General features: G+C 62.0%; 17 protein-coding genes. 11 read left to right on the forward strand and 6 right to left on the reverse strand.

The features are described 5' to 3' along the window. Positions 1-81: 81 nt before the first annotated feature. Entirely contained in the window at positions 82-558 is a 477-nt protein-coding gene (locus BLV18_RS06290; protein WP_090357057.1) for a hypothetical protein, read from the forward strand. Between the two features lie 264 nt (positions 559-822). Here the strand turns inward: BLV18_RS06290 and acnB are convergent, their stop codons facing one another. Next, complete coding sequence (acnB, locus tag BLV18_RS06295) at positions 823-3,432, reverse strand: bifunctional aconitate hydratase 2/2-methylisocitrate dehydratase (RefSeq protein WP_049860996.1); 2,610 nt, start codon at positions 3,430-3,432, stop codon at positions 823-825. 381 nt (positions 3,433-3,813) lie between these two features. Between acnB and BLV18_RS06300 the strand changes: the two genes are divergently transcribed. Then, complete coding sequence (locus BLV18_RS06300) at positions 3,814-4,293, forward strand: DUF1289 domain-containing protein (RefSeq protein ID WP_049860995.1); 480 nt, start codon at positions 3,814-3,816, stop codon at positions 4,291-4,293. Positions 4,294-4,552: 259 nt separating this feature from the next. Then, positions 4,553-5,695 (forward strand): 4-phosphoerythronate dehydrogenase PdxB, encoded by a 1,143-nt coding sequence (gene pdxB / locus BLV18_RS06305; protein WP_090357059.1) that lies wholly within the window; start codon positions 4,553-4,555, stop codon positions 5,693-5,695. 81 nt (positions 5,696-5,776) lie between these two features. Here pdxB and BLV18_RS06310 read toward each other — a convergent pair whose 3' ends face one another. Continuing rightward, positions 5,777-5,956, reverse strand: coding sequence for a PA1571 family protein (locus BLV18_RS06310; RefSeq protein WP_049860993.1), 180 nt, complete (start codon positions 5,954-5,956; stop codon positions 5,777-5,779). Between the two features lie 141 nt (positions 5,957-6,097). Between BLV18_RS06310 and BLV18_RS06315 the strand changes: the two genes are divergently transcribed. Further along, positions 6,098-7,855: an ABC transporter transmembrane domain-containing protein gene (locus BLV18_RS06315; RefSeq protein ID WP_090357061.1), complete on the forward strand. Its 1,758-nt coding sequence runs from the start codon at positions 6,098-6,100 to the stop codon at positions 7,853-7,855. Positions 7,856-7,889: 34 nt separating this feature from the next. On the opposite strand, the gene ppnP is transcribed toward BLV18_RS06315, so the two are convergent. Together ppnP and BLV18_RS06325 are read right to left on the reverse strand one after the other, a co-directional pair. Next, on the reverse strand, positions 7,890-8,171 hold the full coding sequence (gene ppnP, locus BLV18_RS06320) for a pyrimidine/purine nucleoside phosphorylase (protein WP_049860991.1): 282 nt from the start codon (positions 8,169-8,171) through the stop codon (positions 7,890-7,892). A gap of 71 nt (positions 8,172-8,242) precedes the next feature. Beyond that, positions 8,243-8,785 (reverse strand): 3'-5' exonuclease, encoded by a 543-nt coding sequence (locus tag BLV18_RS06325; protein WP_090357063.1) that lies wholly within the window; start codon positions 8,783-8,785, stop codon positions 8,243-8,245. Positions 8,786-8,989: 204 nt separating this feature from the next. Between BLV18_RS06325 and BLV18_RS06330 the strand changes: the two genes are divergently transcribed. Further along, positions 8,990-9,832, forward strand: a complete 843-nt coding sequence (locus BLV18_RS06330; RefSeq protein ID WP_244156812.1) for a substrate-binding periplasmic protein — start codon at positions 8,990-8,992, stop codon at positions 9,830-9,832. Here BLV18_RS06330 and BLV18_RS06335 read toward each other — a convergent pair. Next, positions 9,823-10,017 (reverse strand): DUF6316 family protein, encoded by a 195-nt coding sequence (locus BLV18_RS06335; RefSeq protein WP_049860989.1) that lies wholly within the window; start codon positions 10,015-10,017, stop codon positions 9,823-9,825. The two genes, BLV18_RS06330 and BLV18_RS06335, sit on opposite strands and share 10 nt — an antisense overlap. 96 nt (positions 10,018-10,113) lie before the next feature. Continuing rightward, positions 10,114-11,490: a class II fumarate hydratase gene (locus BLV18_RS06340; RefSeq protein ID WP_090362061.1), complete on the reverse strand. Its 1,377-nt coding sequence runs from the start codon at positions 11,488-11,490 to the stop codon at positions 10,114-10,116. A gap of 223 nt (positions 11,491-11,713) precedes the next feature. On the opposite strand from BLV18_RS06340, the gene BLV18_RS06345 reads away from it, so the two are divergent. The 6 genes from BLV18_RS06345 (at position 11,714) to BLV18_RS06370 (ending at position 18,751) form a co-directional block, all read left to right on the forward strand. Further along, complete coding sequence (locus BLV18_RS06345) at positions 11,714-12,253, forward strand: DUF2059 domain-containing protein (protein ID WP_056843206.1); 540 nt, start codon at positions 11,714-11,716, stop codon at positions 12,251-12,253. A gap of 14 nt (positions 12,254-12,267) precedes the next feature. Further along, entirely contained in the window at positions 12,268-12,564 is a 297-nt protein-coding gene (locus tag BLV18_RS06350; protein ID WP_090357065.1) for a BolA family protein, read from the forward strand. Between the two features lie 178 nt (positions 12,565-12,742). Next, positions 12,743-13,681, forward strand: coding sequence for an oxygen-dependent tRNA uridine(34) hydroxylase TrhO (trhO, locus tag BLV18_RS06355; protein WP_090357067.1), 939 nt, complete (start codon positions 12,743-12,745; stop codon positions 13,679-13,681). 3 nt (positions 13,682-13,684) lie between these two features. Beyond that, complete coding sequence (locus tag BLV18_RS06360) at positions 13,685-14,320, forward strand: DsbA family protein (RefSeq protein ID WP_090357069.1); 636 nt, start codon at positions 13,685-13,687, stop codon at positions 14,318-14,320. Further along, positions 14,313-16,139, forward strand: a complete 1,827-nt coding sequence (locus BLV18_RS06365) for an ABC transporter ATP-binding protein (protein WP_090357071.1) — start codon at positions 14,313-14,315, stop codon at positions 16,137-16,139. Before BLV18_RS06360 ends, BLV18_RS06365 begins: the two co-directional genes overlap by 8 nt. Before the next feature lie 149 nt (positions 16,140-16,288). Beyond that, positions 16,289-18,751, forward strand: coding sequence for an EAL domain-containing protein (locus BLV18_RS06370; protein WP_090357073.1), 2,463 nt, complete (start codon positions 16,289-16,291; stop codon positions 18,749-18,751). Positions 18,752-18,770: the final 19 nt, after the last annotated feature.

The following is an 18,770-nucleotide window of genomic DNA, read 5'->3' on the forward strand; positions in this document are numbered from 1 at the left end:
GCCAGCTCAATTTCAGGCCTAGTAACCTATCAACCTTGGAAGCACATCACGCCGTATCACGTAATGACCAAGGAGGTCACCATGGAAGATTTAATGGGCACGTCATTCGTTGCCAAAATTCGAGGCGTTACCCGAGGGTATCAAAGAAGGATTGCCCTCTCGGACAGCACCATTGCGGGCAAGTCGGGTTGGCTTACTTTTGCGAGCAGTGACTGGCCAGCGGTGGAGTTCAAGTTCACCTACCTGAGCCAGACCGAAGACCGTTTTCATTACGCCATTACCGGCGCCGATAGCGCGGGTTACTATGCAAACGCGGCGTTGGGCATCAGCAGTCGAGGGTATTTGGGGCTGTATCACCTGGCCAGTATCGAGAACCTCTGGAAGTTCGATCTGGTCAGCGTCAGTTACCAAGATGGCCGCTTTTTCCTGAGGGACAAAGATGGATATCGTGTAACAGCCGTCGAAGTCGGAGTTGGGAACGTGCCCGTGAGCATTCCTTACTTGAACACTTCAGGAGAGACAGCACTGGAGTTCACCCTGGAAGATGTCAGGTCCTAGGCTCTGCAGGAAATGTGTGGAGGGGCCGTGGAAGCACGGCTGAAGAGCGTTCGGGTACTGTCTGGCTTCAGCAAGAGAAGCCGCACTTTGATGGGCGGATGAAGTGGTCCTCGTGCATCGAGAGTTAACCAATTCCACGTTTGAACCCGTCCAAGCGCATGACGGACACCCGCTGTTCAACCACCAGACACTAAAAAGGGTTGCCCCTGACAAGGGCAACCCTTCTTCATTCACCCGTCAATCACCCGGGCGTTCAGCGTGCCCTCAGGCTTGAACCACCGGGATGTTCGCGTTGGCCGCCGCATCGCGGAACTCGGCGATCTGGTCGAAGCTCAGGTAGCGGTACACATCGGCAGCCATGCTGTCGATGCTGGCCGCGTACTCCATGTACTCCTCGACGGTCGGCAGCTTGCCCAGGATGGACGCAACGGCAGCCAGCTCGGCGGACGCCAGGTACACGTTGGCACCGTCGCCCAGGCGGTTCGGGAAGTTACGGGTCGAGGTCGACACCACGGTGGAGTTGGGTTCCACGCGTGCCTGGTTACCCATGCACAGCGAGCAGCCCGGCATCTCCATGCGTGCGCCAGCCTTGCCGTAGATACCGTAGTAGCCTTCTTCGGTCAGCTGATGGGCATCCATCTTGGTCGGCGGCGACAGCCAAAGACGCGTTGGCAGTTGGCCCTTGACCTTATCGAGCAACTTGCCGGCAGCGCGGAAGTGGCCGATGTTGGTCATGCACGAACCGATGAACACTTCGTCGATCTTCTCGCCCTGAACGGTGGACAGCAGACGTGCATCGTCCGGGTCGTTCGGTGCGCACAGGACCGGCTCTTTCAAGTCGCTCAAGTCGATTTCGATGATCTCGGCGTATTCGGCGTCGGCATCGGCACTCAGCAGTTCCGGGTTGGCCAGCCAGGCTTCCATGGCCTGGGCACGACGCTCCATGGTCCGCGCATCGCCGTAGCCTTCGCTGATCATCCAGCGCAGCAAGGTGATGTTCGACTGCAGGTACTCGGCGATGGCCTTTTCCGGCAGCTTGATGGTGCAACCGGCGGCGGAGCGCTCGGCCGAGGCGTCGGACAGTTCGAATGCCTGCTCGACGGTCAGGTCGTTCAAGCCTTCGATTTCCAGGATGCGACCCGAGAAGGCGTTGATCTTGCCTTTCTTCTCGACGGTCAGCAGACCTTTCTGGATGGCGTAGTACGGAATCGCGTGGACCAGGTCACGCAGGGTGATGCCTGGCTGCATGGTGCCCTTGAAGCGCACCAGCACCGACTCGGGCATGTCCAGCGGCATGACGCCGGTGGCGGCCGCGAAGGCTACCAGGCCGGAACCGGCCGGGAACGAGATGCCGATCGGGAAGCGGGTGTGCGAGTCGCCACCGGTGCCGACGGTGTCCGGCAGCAGCATGCGGTTCAGCCAGCTGTGGATGATGCCGTCGCCTGGACGCAGGGACACGCCACCGCGGGTACGGATGAAATCCGGTAGGGTGTGGTGGGTGGTCACGTCGATCGGCTTTGGATAGGCCGCGGTGTGGCAGAAGGACTGCATGACCAGATCGGCCGAGAAACCCAGGCAGGCCAGGTCTTTCAGTTCGTCGCGGGTCATCGGGCCAGTAGTGTCCTGGGAGCCGACGGTGGTCATCTTCGGTTCGCAGTAGGTGCCGGGACGTACGCCCTTGCCTTCGGGCAAGCCACAGGCCTTGCCGACCATCTTCTGCGCCAGAGTGTAGCCCTTGCCGGTGTCGACCGGGGCTTCGGGCAGCTTGAACAGATCGGTCGGGCCCAGGCCCAGCTCGGCGCGTGCCTTGTCGGTCAGACCGCGGCCGACGATCAGCGGGATACGGCCGCCAGCGCGGACTTCGTCGAGCAGTACGGGCGTCTTGAGTTCGAAGGTGGTGATCACCTCGTCGCTGTCGTGCTTGCAGACTTTACCCTGGTGCGGGTAGAGATCAATCACGTCGCCCATGTTGATGTTCGACACGTCGAACTCGATCGGCAGGGCGCCGGCGTCTTCCATGGTGTTGTAGAAGATCGGAGCGATCTTGGTGCCGAAGCAGAAACCGCCGGCACGCTTGTTCGGCACGTACGGGATGTCGGTACCGAAGAACCACAGCACCGAGTTGGTGGCCGATTTACGCGACGAACCGGTACCGACCACGTCACCCACGTAGGCCACGGGGTAGCCGTCGGCGTACATCTGGGCAATCTGCTTCATCGGGCCGATCGAGCCCTGGACGTCGGGCACGATGCCTTCGCGGGCCATTTTCAGCATGGCCAGGGCGTGCAACGGGATGTCCGGGCGCGACCAGGCGTCAGGCGCCGGGGAGAGGTCGTCGGTGTTGGTTTCGCCGGTGACCTTGAAGACCCGCAGGCTGATCTTGTCGGCCAGGGTCGGACGCTTCTTGAACCACTCGCCGTCGGCCCAGGACTGCAGCACGCCTTGAGCGTGGGTGTTGCCGTTCTTGGCTTTTTCCGCGACGTCGTGGAAGGCATCGAACATCAGCAGGGTGAACTTGAGCTGTTCGGCGGCCACTGGCGCCAGGGTGGCGTCGTCGAGCAGTTCGACCATGGTGGCGATGTTGTAGCCACCTTGCATGGTGCCGAGCAGTTCAACGGCGCGCTTGCTGTCGATCAGCGGGGAGGTGGCTTCGCCCTTGGCTACGGCGGAAAGGAAGCCGGCCTTGACGTAGGCGGCTTCGTCCACCCCTGGTGGTACGCGATTGGTGATCAGGTCGACCAGGAAGGCTTCTTCGCCGGCGGGAGGGTTCTTCAGCAGCTCGACCAGGCCTGCGGTTTGTTCGGCGTTAAGCGGCTGGGGCACGATACCCTGGGCGGCACGCTCTTCGATGTGTTTGCGATAGGCTTCAAGCACAGTTATTACCCTCATCAGTGGTCCCGGAAGGGACGCTCATCCAGGGAATGCCTGCATCCATGCGCACGGGCTTTTCGGCCGTTCAGCCAGGAAGGCAGGTATTCCTTACAGAAGCTGTTTTCAAAGTTTTACGCCTGTAGAAGGGAAAACTGATGAGGGCTGGCACCGGATGAACGGTGCCAACACCCTTCTACTGGATCGACTGTGCTCGTGACGCTTTGAAAACAGCTTCCAATGGACATTGGCGCCTAAAAAGGCTGCATGATTCTACGTTAATTCGCGCAGGAAGTTAAGTTAAGCCCCACGATTTCTGGGGTGACCCCTGTTAGACAAAGGACTAACATGCGCCCGGTGTTCCACCGTCCAGTGTGCTGATTCGCCATGTCCAACCATTCCATCAAGACGCCCTGTGTGGGCCTGTGCTCGACCGTCTACGGGGACCTCGTGTGCCGTGGCTGCAAGCGCTACCACCATGAAGTCATTCACTGGAACGGCTACGACGAAGCGCAGAAACGCGCGGTGTGGGTGCGGCTGGAGCAGTTGCTGGTGCAGGTCATGGTGGCCAAGCTGGAAGTATTCGACCCCTTGAAGCTGCGCCAACAACTGGAACAACGCAAGATACGTTTCGTCGAGCGACAGTCGGAGTACTGTTGGGCTTACCAGCTGATTGCCCGTGGAGCCCGGGTCATCAACAACCTGGAAGCCTATGGCCTGGTGCTGCTGCCCGAGTTCCGCGACTGGGATCTGCCACAACTGCGCGATGCCATCGATCGGGAATTCTTCATTCTGTCGGAGGCGCATTACCAGCGCTATATCGCGCCATCGTTCGTGCGCGAACTGACCGAACAGCGCATTATCTGAAGCTGACTCCGTGGTGACGCCTTCGCGGGCAGAGACCCGCTCCCACAGGGACCGCGCTCGCTGTTGTGTGGGAGCGGGTCTCTGCCCGCGAACAGGTCAACCCGCTTCCACAGGGACCGCGTTCGCTCTGGTGTGGGAGCGGGTCTCTGCCCGCGAACAGGTTACCCTGCTCCCACAGGGACCGCGCTCGCTCTTGTGTGGGAGCGGGTCTCTGCCCGCGAACAGGCTACCCCGATCACTCTATAATTCTGGATACCCCATGCTCATAGTCGCCGACGAAAACATCCCGCTGCTCGACGCTTTCTTCGAAGGCTTTGGAGAAATCCGTCGCTATCCCGGCCGGTCGATCGATCGCGCGGCGGTTGCCGAGGCCGACGTTCTGCTGGTGCGCTCGGTGACCCAGGTCGACCGTGCCTTGCTTGAAGGCAGCCCGGTGCGCTTCGTCGGCACCTGCACCATCGGCACCGACCATCTGGATCTCGACCACTTCGCCGAGGCCGGCATCCGCTGGGCCAGCGCGCCGGGCTGCAATGCCCGTGGTGTGGTCGACTACGTGCTGGGCAGCCTGCTGACCCTGGCCGAGGTCGAAGGTCTGCCGCTGAGCGGGCGTTGCTACGGCATCGTCGGTGCCGGGCAGGTTGGCGGGCGACTGGTCCAGGTGCTGCGCGGGCTGGGCTGGGACGTGCGGGTGTGTGATCCCTTGCGCGAGGCCAGCGAGGGCGGTGACTTCGTCAGCCTGGAGCACATCGTCGAACACTGCGACGTGATCAGCCTGCACACGCCGCTGACCCGCAGCGGCCTTCATCCGACCTGGCACTTGTTCGACGATGCGCGTCTGCGCACCCTCAAGCCGGGCACCTGGCTAATCAATGCCGCGCGCGGCCCGGTGATCGACAACGCCGCGCTGCGTCACGTTCTGCTGGCGCGTGAAGACCTGCAAGCGGTACTCGACGTCTGGGAGCGGGAGCCTGCGGTCGATCGCGAACTGGCCGACTGCTGCATGATCGGCACGCCGCACATTGCCGGCTACAGCCTTGACGGTCGCCGCCGTGGCACGGCGCAGATCTATCAGGCCTTGTGCGAGTTCCTCGGGCGCACTGCCGACGTGCAATTACAAGACCTGCTGCCCAAACCTTGGCTGGGAGAGGTGAACCTGAGCGCCGACACCGATCCGGACTGGGCGCTGGCCATGCTGTGCCGCGGTGTCTACGACCCTCGTCGTGACGACGCCGATTTCCGCCGCAGCCTGGACGCGGACACCGATCGGCAGCGACTCGCCTTCGACCAGTTGCGCAAGCATTACCCACCACGCCGCGAGATCGAAGGCCTGCGCGTGCGTATCGACGGCCCGGCACCTGTGCTCGAGCGCATCGTCGCCGCCCTGGGTGCGATCCTGGTCTAGCCGAGCGCGAGAAACACGAACCCGGCCGTCTGTCATTTCTGTCAGGGCCGGGTTTGGAAGGCAGTGAAGCGGGTGGTTCGATCAGACGTTGCCAGCGGGTTTGACCACGTGCTCTTCCAGCTCGCGACAGGCTTCCTGCACCATGTCTTCGGTAATGGGCACTTCGCGGCCCTGCTCATCGATGATCGAACCACCGACGGGCTCATGGGGGTGCACCCGTACCACTTCGATGCTTTTCTGCGTGTCGTCATGCGAGCTCATGGCCTGTCTCCTCTTCAGGTGTTTGCGCCGTTTGCTACGGCCTGCTTTCTAGCTGACTTTGTGCGTTTCATGGAGTTCCACTGTAGTCGATCCCGCGTCTGGGTGTAGGCTTGTGGACCCTCTGAATACGGATCATCCCCCTTGCAGCTATTGTCTTCCAGTCAACGTCGCGGCCTGCGCCTGGCGTGGCGCTTCGTGCGCCCCTATCGATGGCAGGCCATCGGCGCGCTGCTGGCGTTGCTGGTCACCGCTGGTATCACCCTGTCCATGGGGCAGGGCATTCGGATGCTGGTCGACCAAGGCTTCATGACCCAGTCCACGCACCTGCTCAACCGCTCGATCGCGGTGTTCATGGTCTTGGTACTAGCCCTGGCGACGGGGACCTTTGCGCGTTTCTACCTGGTGTCCTGGATCGGCGAGCGCTGCGTCGCCGACATCCGCAAGCAGGTCTTCGATCACCTGGTCCACCTGCACCCGGCGTTCTACGAGAACAACCGCAGCTCCGAAATCCAGTCGCGGCTGACCACTGACACGGCCTTGCTGCAATCGGTCATCGGCTCGTCGCTGTCGATGTTCCTGCGCAACCTGCTGATGGTGATCGGCGGTGTGGTGCTGCTGTTCATCACCAACCCCAAGCTCACCAGCATCGTGGTGGTTGCCTTGCCGCTGGTGCTCGCGCCGATCCTGATGTTCGGTCGTCAGGTGCGGCGTCTGTCGCGACAGAGCCAGGACCGCATCGCCAACGTCGGCAGCTACGTCGCCGAAACCCTGACCCAGATCAAGACGGTGCAGGCCTACAACCACCAGGCCGAGGACCAGCGACGTTTTGCCGTGACCGTGGAGCAGGCGTTCGATACGGCCAGACGGCGCATCGTCCAGCGTGCCTGGCTGATCTCGCTAGTGATCGTGCTGGTGCTGGGCGCCGTGGCGGTGATGCTGTGGGTGGGTGGCATGGACGTGATCGGCGGGCGCATTTCGGCCGGCGAGTTGGCTGCGTTCGTGTTCTATAGCCTGATCGTCGGCAGCGCCTTCGGCACCCTCAGTGAGGTGGTCGGTGAACTGCAACGCGCTGCTGGCGCTGCGCAACGGATCGCCGAACTGCTGCAGGCGCGCAGTGCGATTCAGTCGCCCGCCGAGGGCTTGCAGCAGTTGCCGTCGCGAGTGACCGGCGCGTTGGCGCTCGAGGGGGTGGTCTTTGCCTACCCGACGCGGGAGGATGCACCGGCCATCCGGGGCATGAGCCTGACGGTTCGGCCGGGTGAAACCCTGGCCCTGGTCGGGCCCTCCGGCGCCGGCAAGTCGACGCTGTTCGAACTGTTGCTGCGGTTCTACGATCCGCAGCAGGGCCGCCTGCTCATCGACGGTATCGACCTGCGCCAGCTTGACCCGCAGGACCTGCGTCGACATTTCGCCATCGTCTCGCAAACACCGGCGCTGTTCTTCGGCAGCGTCGAGGACAATATCCGCTATGGTCGCGCCGACGCCACCGCCGAGCAGGTCGAGACGGCTGCGCGCATCGCCCATGCCCATGATTTCATCGTGCAGTTACCGCAGGACTATCAGACGCCGCTGGGCGATGCCGGCATGGGACTTTCAGGCGGACAGCGCCAACGCCTGGCGATTGCACGAGCGCTGCTGGTCGATGCACCGATCCTGTTGCTGGACGAAGCCACCAGCGCCCTGGATGCGCAGAGTGAACACCTGATCCAGCAGGCCTTGCCTACGTTGATGCAGGGCCGCACGACGCTGGTCATCGCCCACCGTCTGGCCACGGTGCAGAACGCCGACCGCATTGCAGTGATCGATCAAGGGTGTCTGGTGGCGCTGGGAACCCACGCCGAGCTGGTGGCCAGCAATGCCCTGTACGCGCGCCTGGCGCACCTGCAGTTCGGGCACTAGAGCGGACGGCCCCCAGGGCTGGGGGCCGGCATCATCAACGGTACTGGCAGAGGTAGGCGGTTTCCACTTCCACGGTCAGCTGAAACTTGCTGTTGGCCGGTACATCGAACTGGCTGCCGGCGGCGAAGGTTTGCCAGTCGCTGGCATCGGGCAGCTTGACCGTCAGGGCGCCGGATACCACGTGCATGACTTCGCTCTGGGCCGTACCGAATTCATACTCGCCTGGCGCCATGACGCCAATGGTGGCGGGGCCGTCAGCTTCGGTGAAAGCGATGGACTTGACGGTGCCGTCGAAGTATTCGTTGACCTTGAACATGAGTCGGTTCCTTGCGAAGGGGTGGAAAGGGCTGGCCAGTATGCCCAAGCCCTGGCAGGCCGTCATCCGCTTTACGGCGCCAGCACCATGGGCAGCAGGCGCGCGGTGTTGCGCGCGTCTTCCAGGGCCCGGTGCTGTTGACCGCTGAACTGCAGGCCAGCCAGTTGCAGGGCGCCGGTCAGTCCCAGCGGGCGCGGTAGTTGGCGGGCCTTGGCGAAGCGCTGCTTGAGATTGATGTGCGGCACGCGCGCCAACACGCTCTCCAGGTTGTGCTGCTGCCAGTCCTGCAGTAATTGAAGACGGTCGTAGTCGCCCCAGCTAACCCAACCCTGCAACTGCCCCCGGTGAGGCGCCAGCCACTGTTCGAAGCTTCTCCAGACCTGGGTCAGGACCGCTGCAGCGTCGACGTCGGCCTGGCCGATGTGCGTCAGCTCGCGGCAGAACGGCGTCAGACTGGGGCGGCGCACCGGTTTGACGAAGCGCTGGAAGTGGTCGACCTCACTGCCATCGCGGTTGACCAGGCTCGCACCGATCTCGATGATTTCCATTTCAGTGACCGGCCAACCACCTTCGTCGGTGGTGGCTTCCAGGTCGATGACCAGCCAATGCGGCATACCAGGCTCCCAGGCACATGCGCTTAGAGGCTAGAGCCCAAGTCGATGCAAAGAGTTCCGAGATCCGGGAACAGGAGAGCGGGTCAGGCCACCGCAGGAGCGGGCGAGGGTGTCGAACGCACGTACAGGGTTTAGCAGTTGTCAGCCCGACGTAAAACCCCTAGCGTACGTGCTTCGCAAAACGGCTGGTGAGGGTTCTCTGTCTTGAAGTACGGTTATGTTAAGGCGGCCCTGCCACGTCTGTTGCTGGCCGGATGGGCCTTTTGGGTTCTGAGCGCGCAGGCGGCCCAGGAAGTGCGTGTCGGCGCCGCCCATTTTCCACCCTATGTCGTGCATCCCGAACAAGGGAGCGACGAAGGCCTGCTGCCCCTGCTCATCGATCAGTTGAACCAGGTGCAGACCAACTGGCACTTCGTTCTGGTGCCGACCTCGATCGCTCGACGTTATCAGGACTTCGAGAAAGGCCGGGTCGACATGGCGATGTTCGAGAACCCACTGTGGGGCTGGCAGCGCATCAAGCACAGCGCGGTCGATCTGGGGCTGGAGGATGCCGAGGTCTTCGTGGCGCTCAAGGACGGCAATGATCAGGAGGTCTTCGACGACCTGAATGGCAAGCGCATGGCGCTGTTCTATGGCTATCACTACGCGTTCGCGGATTTCGATGCCAACCCGCAGTACTTGTTGCGCCGCTTCAACGCCGTACTGACCTACTCACATGAAAGCAACCTGATGATGATCGTGCGCAAGCGTGCCGACATCGCCTTGGTAACGCGGTCGTTCCTGGCGGATTTCATCGCTCACAATCCGGAGGTCGGCTCGCAGTTGCTGGTCTCCCAGCGAGTTGATCAGATCTATCGGCACTATGCACTGTTGCGCCCCGGTGCGCCCATCACGGCTGAGGAGTTCACCGCGCTGATGCAGCAGATGCACGCCAGCGGCAGGCTGCAGCCCATCTTCACACCCGCCAAGGTGGCGGTGTTGGAGCAACCTGCCCGTCGAGTCGCAGTGCGTCAGCCGGTCGCCAAGCCCCGAGGCGGTCAACGGTAGGATTGGCGTCCCGATACGCGGATAACGTAGGCCCGGCTCTCGCGCTCCGCTTCCTCGCGAGTCGCGAACGGGCCTTCGAGGGTGTTTTCCCGCGTGCTGAAGAAGTAGAAGCCATTGACCGTGCTGAACCGCTCGGCACGAAAGTGCGTGGTTTCAACGAGGTCCTGCGCACGCTTGCCGAACATGATGGGCATCCTGTGTAGGGTTCGATCTTTGACGTGGATCAGGTCTGTCCACCGCTGGCGCCATCGAGAGGGTACGAAGGCGCTGGCGGCGAAAGCTTAAAGCATTTCTTCGGGTCGCACCCACTGATCGAACTCGGCTTCGCTCAGGTAACCCAGCGACAACGCGGATTCGCGAAGGGTCAGGCCTTCAGCGTAGGCCTTCTTGGCAATCTCGGCGGCTTTATCGTAGCCAATGTGTGGATTGAGCGCCGTGACCAGCATCAGCCCCCGTTCCAGGTGCTCGCCCATCTGCTGCGCATCCGGTACCAGGCCCGCCACGCAGTGTTCCTGGAAGTTGCGGCAGCCATCGGCAAGCAGCTTGATCGATTGCAGCAGGTTATGGATGATCACCGGCTTGTAGACGTTGAGCTGCAGGTGACCCTGGCTTGCGGCGATGCCGATCACCACGTCATTGCCCATGACCTGGCAGGCCAGCATGGACAGCGCCTCGCACTGTGTCGGATTGACCTTGCCGGGCATGATGGAACTGCCTGGTTCATTGGCAGGCAACTTGATCTCGGCCAGTCCTGCACGGGGTCCGGAGCCCAGCAGGCGGAAGTCATTGGCCAGTTTCATCAAGGCCACGGCGAGGGTCTTGAGTGCGCCCGACAAGCTGGTCAGGGCCTCATGGCCAGCCAATGCCGCGAACTTGTTCGGCGCCGTGACGAAGGGCAGCCCGGAGAGCGCCGCCAACTCGGCAGCGATCGCTTCGCCGAAACCTTTGGGTGCATTGAGCCCGGTACCCACCGCAGTGCCGCCCTGAGCCAGCTCGCATACCGCAGGCAGAGCATTGCGAATGGCTTTCTGTGCGTACTCCAGCTGTGCCACGTAGGCCGAGACTTCCTGGCCGAAGGTGATCGGCGTGGCGTCCATCATGTGCGTGCGACCGGTCTTGACCAGTTGCATATGTCGCGCGGCCAGTTCGGCCAGGCCCTCACCCAGCACGGCGATTGCCGGCAATAGATCGGCGTGCACGGCCTGGGCGGCAGCGATGTGCATGGCGGTCGGGAAGCAGTCGTTGGAACTTTGCGAGCGGTTGACGTGGTCGTTGGGGTGCACTGGCGACTTGCCGCCACGCCCCTTGCCGGCCAGTTCGTTGGCCCGCCCGGCGATCACTTCGTTGACGTTCATGTTGCTCTGGGTGCCGCTGCCCGTCTGCCAGACCACCAGAGGAAACTGATCGTCATGCTCGCCGGCGAGCACTTCGTTGGCGGCCTGCTCGATCAATCGGGCGATATCGGCCGGCAGGTCGCCGTTGCGATCGTTGACCCGCGCGGCGGCCTTCTTGACCAGCGCCAGGGCGTGCGAAACCGGCAGCGGCATGCGTTCCTCGCCGATGGCGAAATTCACCAGCGAACGCTGGGTCTGGGCGCCCCAGTAGGCCTCTTCAGGAACTTCGACCTGTCCCAGGCTGTCTGTTTCGATACGACTCATGCTGTTCATGCTCCTTGTTGTCGATCTCGCGTCACACCCCGACGATGCACGGGCGGGTCTCGCTGCGGTTCACCGGCAGCCTTGGCTGTTAGGGTACGCACCCCGCTTCAGGTTCCATGAAACTGTAAGTGCCGTTCGTAGCCCGGGGTTGAGTGACGCACGAACATGAGCGCAGAATGATCGTTTCTGGGGTTCTACCTCGCCTGCTAGATAAGGAAACTCGATGACTCGTTTTCGCGCCATCTGCACCGCGGCTGTTCTCGTCTGTGCCAGTGGCCAGGTCCTTGCCGACACCGCCAGCCATAACGCCAGCGCCGAAGCCTTCCTGATGATGGCTCATGCGGACAAGCTGGGCACCCCGGTGTACATGCAAGTACAACAAATGTTCGCCCAGCGCTTCGAGCAGACCAAGGCACCGGCCAGCAAGCAGGCCACCCTGGAAACCTACCAGGCCAAGGCCAACGCCGCGCTGGATCAAGCCATCGGCTGGCCGAAGCTCAAGCCCGACATGGTCAAGCTGTACACCAGCAACTTCTCCGAGCAGGAACTCAAGGACCTGGTCAAGTTCTACCAGTCCCCGCTGGGCAAGAAGGTCCTGGAAAAAATGCCGGCCGTGACCCAACAGTCTGCCCAGCTGACCCAACAGAAACTGGAAAGCGCGGTACCCGTGGTCAACAACCTGCTGGCTGACATGACCAAGGAACTGGACCCGCAGGGCGCTGCCAAGGCTGCTGCCGGTGCGGCCAAGCCTGCGAAGCCATAACGGAGTCGCTGGCGATGTCGATGAAGGAACGCATCGTGTCCACGCTGCAGATGCTGCAACCCGAGCATCTTGACGTGCTCGACGAGAGCCATATGCACAGCCGTGGCACCGAGACGCACTACAAGGCGGTTCTGGTCAGCGAACGTTTCGCCGGTCTGAACAGTGTCAAGCGCCACCAATTGGTGTATGGCACGCTCGGCGAGCTGATGGGCGAGTTCCATGCCCTGGCGCTGCATACTTACACGCCGCAGGAATGGGCGCAGGTCGGTGCTGCACCGGCGTCGCCCACCTGCGCCGGCGGTGGCCACTGAGCCCTGAGCACTGGGCTTCGAAACTTGCTAGAATCCAGAACCCGTCAGCGGCATGCCGCTGGCGGGTTTTTTCATTCAGGCACCTTGAAAACCCGTTCCCCGACCTGTCTCGTGACTTGTCCCCTGAAAACATACCGGTCCGGCCCTTGCGCGGTCGACCACCTGGAGCGTTTCACCCATGACCCAAGCTATCGTCGTGGCGGCACTGTACAAGTTCGTCACCCTGGAAAACTACGTCGAGATGCGTGAGCCGCTGCTGCAGGCCATGCTCGACAACGGAATCAAGGGCACCCTGTTGATTGCCGAAGAAGGCATCAACGGCACGGTGTCCGGCACCCGCGAGGGTATCGACGGGCTGCTGGCCTGGCTCAAGCTCGACCCGCGCATGGACGACATCGACCACAAGGAGTCCTACTGCGACGAACAGCCGTTCTATCGCACCAAGGTCAAGTTGAAGAAAGAAATCGTCACCCTTGGCGTACCCGGTGTGGACCCCAATCGTACGGTCGGTACCTACGTCGAGCCACAGGACTGGAATGCGTTGCTCGACGATCCTGAAGTCCTGCTGATCGATACCCGCAACGACTACGAGGTCGCCATCGGCACCTTTCAGGGCGCCGTGGACCCCAGGACCGCGTCGTTCCGTGAGTTCCCCGACTACATCAAGGCCCACTTCGACCCCGCCGTGCACAAGAAAGTCGCAATGTTCTGCACTGGCGGCATCCGCTGCGAAAAAGCCTCCAGCTACATGCTGGGCGAAGGGTTCGAAGAGGTCTACCACCTCAAGGGCGGCATTCTCAAATACCTGGAAGAGGTGCCCCAGCAGGAAAGCAAGTGGGAAGGCGACTGCTTCGTCTTCGACAATCGCGTCACCGTACGTCACGACCTCAGCGAAGGCGACTACGACCAATGCCACGCCTGCCGCACACCGATCAGTGTCGAAGACCGTGCCAGCGAGCACTACGTCCCCGGCGTCAGTTGTCCGCATTGCTGGAACAGCCTGAGCGAGAAGACGCGCAAGAGCGCCATCGATCGTCAGAAACAGATCGAACTGGCTCGCGCGCGCAATCTGCCGCACCCTATCGGGCACAATTATCGCAAAGCCGCTCAGGACTGAGTCATGTCGCGCAACCGCCTGATCTACGTGATGGACCCGATGTGCTCCTGGTGCTGGGGCTTCGCCCCCGTGGCTCAGGCCCTGATCGATCAGGCCGAGGCCGCAGGGGTCAAGACCCACATCGTGGTGGGCGGGCTGCGCAGCAGTGGTGCGGCGTTGGAGCCCACCACTCGCAATTACATCCTCGAGCACTGGCACGCCGTGCACGAGGCCACCGGTCAACCCTTTGCGTTCGAAGGGGCCTTGCCGGCAGGCTTCGTCTACGATACTGAACCAGCGTGCCGGGCGATCGTGGCGGTCCGCGAGTTGGCGCCCGACCTGGTGTGGCCGCTGGTCCAGCTGATCCAGCAGGCGTTCTACACCGAGCGCCTTGACGTAACCCAGCCAGCGCAACTGGCCAGCCTGGCCGAGCGGGCAGGGGTGCCGCGCATCGAATTCGTCGAGGCATTCGACAGCGATCAGCGGGTGCAGACCACCCAGGCGGATGTCGCCTGGGCGCAGGGGTTGGGCATTGCAGGTTTCCCGACGCTGCTCGCCGAGCGGGAGGGTCAGCTGGCCTTGCTGACCAATGGTTATCGACCGCTGGCCGAGCTGTCGCCGCTGTTGGCCCGCTGGCTGGAACGTGCTGCCCATGCATGACCGCCCCGGCCCCGTCGGGGAGACAGTTTTGCACGGGGCGGCAGACCGCCTGAGCTGGGGTGAAATCCGCCGTCTGGCCCTGCAACACAAGCGGGCACTATGGACCGCCAATGGGGTGGCCGTGCTGGCCACCCTGTGCAGCGTGCCGATTCCGCTGCTGTTGCCGTTGCTGGTCGATGAAGTGCTGCTTGGTCATGCTGGCAGTGCCACTCGGTGGATGAGCCATGTGCTGCCCAGCGCCTGGCATATCCCCGTTGGCTTCATCGGCCTCATGCTGGTGGTCAGTTTCACCCTGCGCTGCGGCGCGTTGCTGTTCAACGTAGCGCAGGCGCGGCTGTTCGCCGGATTGGCGAAGGACGTGGTCTATCGCTTGCGATTGCGCCTGATCGAGCGGCTCAAGCGTATCTCGCTCAGCGAATACGAAAGCCTGGGCAGCGGGACCGTCACCACGCACTTGGTCACCGACCTGGACACCCTCGACAAATTCGTCGGCGAAACCTTGAGTCGCTTTCTGGTCGCCATGCTGACCCTGGCAGGCACTGCGGGCATCCTGATGTGGATGCATTGGAAACTGGCCCTGCTGATCCTGCTGTTCAACCCCTTGGTGGTGTACGCCACGGTAGTACTGGGCAAGCGCGTCAAGCACCTGAAAAAACTCGAGAACGACAGCACGGCGCGCTTTACCCAGGCACTCAGCGAAACCCTTGACGCCATCCAGGAAGTGCGGGCCAGCAATCGCCAGGGTTATTTCCTGGGGCGGTTGGGCCTGCGGGCTCGCGAGGTCCGCGACTTTGCCGTCGCGTCCATGTGGAAAAGCGACGCATCGGGCCGCGCCAGTGCGTTGTTGTTCCAGTTCGGCATCGACATCTTCCGCGCCGCTGCGATGCTCACGGTGCTGTTCTCCGACCTGAGCATTGGTCAGATGCTGGCGGTGTTCAGCTACCTCTGGTTCATGATCACGCCAGTCGAACAACTGCTCAACCTGCAATACGCCTACTACGCGGCAGGCGGGGCACTGAACCGGATTAATGAATTGCTCGCCCGTGCCGATGAACCCAGGTATGAGGGCGGCAGCGATCCGTTCCGCGACCGCGAGACAGTGGGCATCGACATTCGTGGCCTGAGCTTCGCCTATGCCGAAGACAAGGTGCTGGACCGCCTGGACCTGTCCATCGTGGCCGGCGAAAAAGTTGCCATCGTCGGCGCCAGCGGAGGCGGCAAGAGTACCCTGGTGCAGTTGCTGCTCGGGCTCTATACGCCACAGGCGGGAGAAGTGCGCTTCGGTGGCGCGCTGCAGCAGGCCATTGGCCTTGAGACCCTGCGCGATAATGTCGCGGTGGTGCTGCAGCATCCGGCACTGTTCAACGACACCATTCGCGCCAACCTGACCATGGGGCGCGACGCCGGTGACCAGGCGTGTTGGGACGCCTTGCGGATCGCCCAGTTGGACGGCACGGTACGGGACATGCCGCAGGGGCTGGACAGCGTCGTCGGCCGCTCGGGCGTGCGTCTTTCCGGAGGTCAGCGACAGCGTCTTGCGATTGCGCGGATGGTGCTCGCCGAGCCCAAGGTGGTCATCCTCGACGAGGCCACTTCGGCACTCGATGCGGCCACCGAGTACAACGTGCACCAGGCCCTCGGGCGCTTCCTGCGAGGACGCACTACAGTGATCATTGCCCACCGGTTGTCTGCGGTGAAACAGGCCGACCGCGTGCTGGTGTTCGACGGCGGTCGGATCGCCGAAGATGGCGACCACCAGCAACTCATCGCGGAGGGCGGGTTGTATGCGCGTCTGTACGGTTATCTGCAGCAGGTTTAGTTCGCCCCTGGCGTCACGACGAGCTATGGAAAAAAACATTCGACGCCGAAGAAACGGTGCCGGTCCTTTCCGAAACTAGCCTAAAGTGTGCCAGCGGTGATTGAAGTTCTGACTTGGACGTTGCCTGGATTGCTGAAGCAAGGAACCTCATGAAGCACACGCAGACTCTCGATACGCCGAGATTACTGGGGATCGTCTGGCCATTCATCGCCGTTGTGGGATTGATGGCAATGCTGGGTTGCATCAGCCTTTACGCACTGTCCGCAGTGCGTAGCTATGTTGCGGGCGAAAGTTTCTGGTCCAAGGGTCAGAAAGACGCAATCTACTACCTGAACCTGTATGCCGACAGCCGTGACGAGGACGTATTCCAGAAATACCTGCGCGCCATCGCCATTCCCCAGGGCGGTCATCAGCTGCGCCTGGCTCTCGACCAGCCCGAGCCTGATCTTGCGGCGGCGCGGGCCGGCATTCTGAAGGGCAACAACCACCCCGACGACATGCAGAACATCATCTGGCTGTATCGTCACTTCAGCGATGTCAGCTACATGTCCAGGGCCATTGCGCACTGGAAGACCGGTGACACCTACCTGGTCCAGCTCGACGAACTGGCGCAGCGCATGCACGCCGCGCAGCAGGCCGGCACCGCAACCGAAGCGGACATGGCGCGCTGGAAGCACCAGATCATGACGATCAATGACGCGGTCACGCCCGCCGCCATGGCTTTCAGTGTGGCGCTGGGCGAAGGTTCGCGTGCGGTGCAATATCTGCTGGTGGTGAGCAATCTGCTGGTCGCCTTGCTGTTGATCGTGCTGGCCCTGTGGCGCACGCACAAGCTGCTCAATCAGCGCCATGCCTTTGCCTATGCGCTCCAGCTGGAGAAGGACCGCGCTCAGGTGACCCTGGCGTCCATCGGCGATGGGGTGATCACCACCGATGTCGAAGGCGCAATTCTCTACATGAACCCGGCCGCCGAGCGTCTCACCCATTGGAACGCCGATCAGGCCGTGGGGCTGCCGCTGGCGGCGCTCTTCAACTTGCTCGACGAGAATGCCGAGAAGGACAACTTCACCCTCATCGACCACATCGTCAGCGGCGACCTACGCGGCGGCAGCGAGCACGCGAAGCTGATCCAGCGCCTGGACGGCAGCACGGTTTCGGTGACGCTGGTGGGTGCCCCCATCCAGACTGACCAGCACATCAGCGGGACCGTGCTGGTGCTGCACGACATGACCCAGGAACGTCAGTACATCGCCAACCTTTCCTGGCAGGCCACCCACGATGCACTGACCGGATTGGCCAATCGCCGCGAATTCGAGTTCCGCCTCGAACAGGCCCTTACCGCGCTGCAACGCTATCCGGGTTGTCACTCCCTGATGTTCCTGGACCTGGATCAGTTCAAGCTGGTCAACGACACCTGCGGCCATGCTGCCGGCGACGAACTGCTTCGCCACATCTGCGCACTGCTGCAATCAGGGCTGCGCGAAGGCGATACCCTGGCGCGTCTGGGCGGGGACGAATTCGGCATTCTCATCGAGAACTGCTCCGCCGGCGAATCGGAGGAGCTCGCCGAAACCCTCCGCCAGACCGTGCAAAACCTGCATTTCGTGTGGAAAGGTCGGCCTTTCGTGACCACCGTAAGCGTCGGCATGGTGCACCTGACCCAGGCACCGATCACCCTCGAAGCTTCGATGCGCGCCGCCGACATGGCCTGCTACCTGGCCAAGGAACGGGGCCGTAACCGGGTCCAGGTCTACCATGCCGCCGATAGCGAGCTGACCGTGCGGGTAGACGAAATGGCCTGGGTCCAGCGCCTGCACATGGCCTTGGAAGAAAACCGCTTCTGTCTCTATGCACAGGAAATCGCCGCGCTGGGCATACAGGACGGCCCACCGGGTGGACACATCGAGATTCTCCTGCGCCTGAGCGATGAAACCGGCCGCATCATCATGCCCGACGTGTTCATTCCAGCCGCCGAGCGCTACGGCTTGATGACCGCCCTCGACCGCTGGGTGGTGCAGAATGTATTCAAGGTGGTACGCCAGACCCTGGATCAGCCCGATCAGGGCCCCTTGGCGGTCTGCGCCATCAACTTGTCGGGGATCAGCATAGGCGACGAGGAGTTTCTCGAGTTCCTGCGAGAACAATTTAGCCTGTACGCGATTCCAGCCGAATTAATATGTTTCGAGATCACCGAGACCAGCGCGATCGCAAATCTTGGTAGCGCGATCCGATTTATCAATGAATTGAAGAGCTTAGGATGTCATTTTGCCCTCGATGACTTCTGTGCCGGCATGTCCTCTTTTGCCTATTTGAAACATTTACCTGTCGATTATTTGAAAATCGATGGCAGCTTCGTTAAAGATATGTTGGACGACCCGATCAATCGGGCGATGGTGGAAGTGATCAACCATATTGGCCACGTCATGGGCAAGCGCACCATTGCCGAGTTTGTCGAGACGCCTCTGATAGAACAGGCCTTGCTGGAAATTGGTGTGGACTACGCACAGGGATACTTGATCGAGCGACCGCAGGTCTTTACCTGTGACAGTCTGCGCCGGCATCCGGGCAGACTGCGGCCGTCGCGATTCGGGGTTCCCGACACTTTCCGATAAGGGCAATTTGCCGCTGTTC

The organism is Pseudomonas coleopterorum (assembly GCF_900105555.1).
In the GTDB taxonomy this organism is placed as follows: Bacteria; Pseudomonadota; Gammaproteobacteria; order Pseudomonadales; family Pseudomonadaceae; genus Aquipseudomonas; species Aquipseudomonas coleopterorum.

Bases quoted from the DNA above. Each gene is read 5' to 3' on its own strand.
- BLV18_RS06290 (WP_090357057.1), top strand. From the start codon at position 82: ATGGAAGATTTAATGGGCACGTCATTCGTTGCCAAAATTCGAGGCGTT.
- BLV18_RS06300 (WP_049860995.1), top strand. From the start codon at position 3,814: ATGTCCAACCATTCCATCAAGACGCCCTGTGTGGGCCTGTGCTCGACC.
- pdxB (WP_090357059.1), top strand. From the start codon at position 4,553: ATGCTCATAGTCGCCGACGAAAACATCCCGCTGCTCGACGCTTTCTTC.
- BLV18_RS06310 (WP_049860993.1), bottom strand. From the start codon at position 5,956: ATGAGCTCGCATGACGACACGCAGAAAAGCATCGAAGTGGTACGGGTG.
- ppnP (WP_049860991.1), bottom strand. From the start codon at position 8,171: ATGTTCAAGGTCAACGAATACTTCGACGGCACCGTCAAGTCCATCGCT.
- BLV18_RS06325 (WP_090357063.1), bottom strand. From the start codon at position 8,785: ATGCCGCATTGGCTGGTCATCGACCTGGAAGCCACCACCGACGAAGGT.
- BLV18_RS06335 (WP_049860989.1), bottom strand. From the start codon at position 10,017: ATGTTCGGCAAGCGTGCGCAGGACCTCGTTGAAACCACGCACTTTCGT.
- BLV18_RS06340 (WP_090362061.1), bottom strand. From the start codon at position 11,490: ATGAGTCGTATCGAAACAGACAGCCTGGGACAGGTCGAAGTTCCTGAA.
- BLV18_RS06345 (WP_056843206.1), top strand. From the start codon at position 11,714: ATGACTCGTTTTCGCGCCATCTGCACCGCGGCTGTTCTCGTCTGTGCC.
- BLV18_RS06350 (WP_090357065.1), top strand. From the start codon at position 12,268: ATGTCGATGAAGGAACGCATCGTGTCCACGCTGCAGATGCTGCAACCC.
- trhO (WP_090357067.1), top strand. From the start codon at position 12,743: ATGACCCAAGCTATCGTCGTGGCGGCACTGTACAAGTTCGTCACCCTG.
- BLV18_RS06360 (WP_090357069.1), top strand. From the start codon at position 13,685: ATGTCGCGCAACCGCCTGATCTACGTGATGGACCCGATGTGCTCCTGG.
- BLV18_RS06365 (WP_090357071.1), top strand. From the start codon at position 14,313: ATGCATGACCGCCCCGGCCCCGTCGGGGAGACAGTTTTGCACGGGGCG.
- BLV18_RS06370 (WP_090357073.1), top strand. From the start codon at position 16,289: ATGAAGCACACGCAGACTCTCGATACGCCGAGATTACTGGGGATCGTC.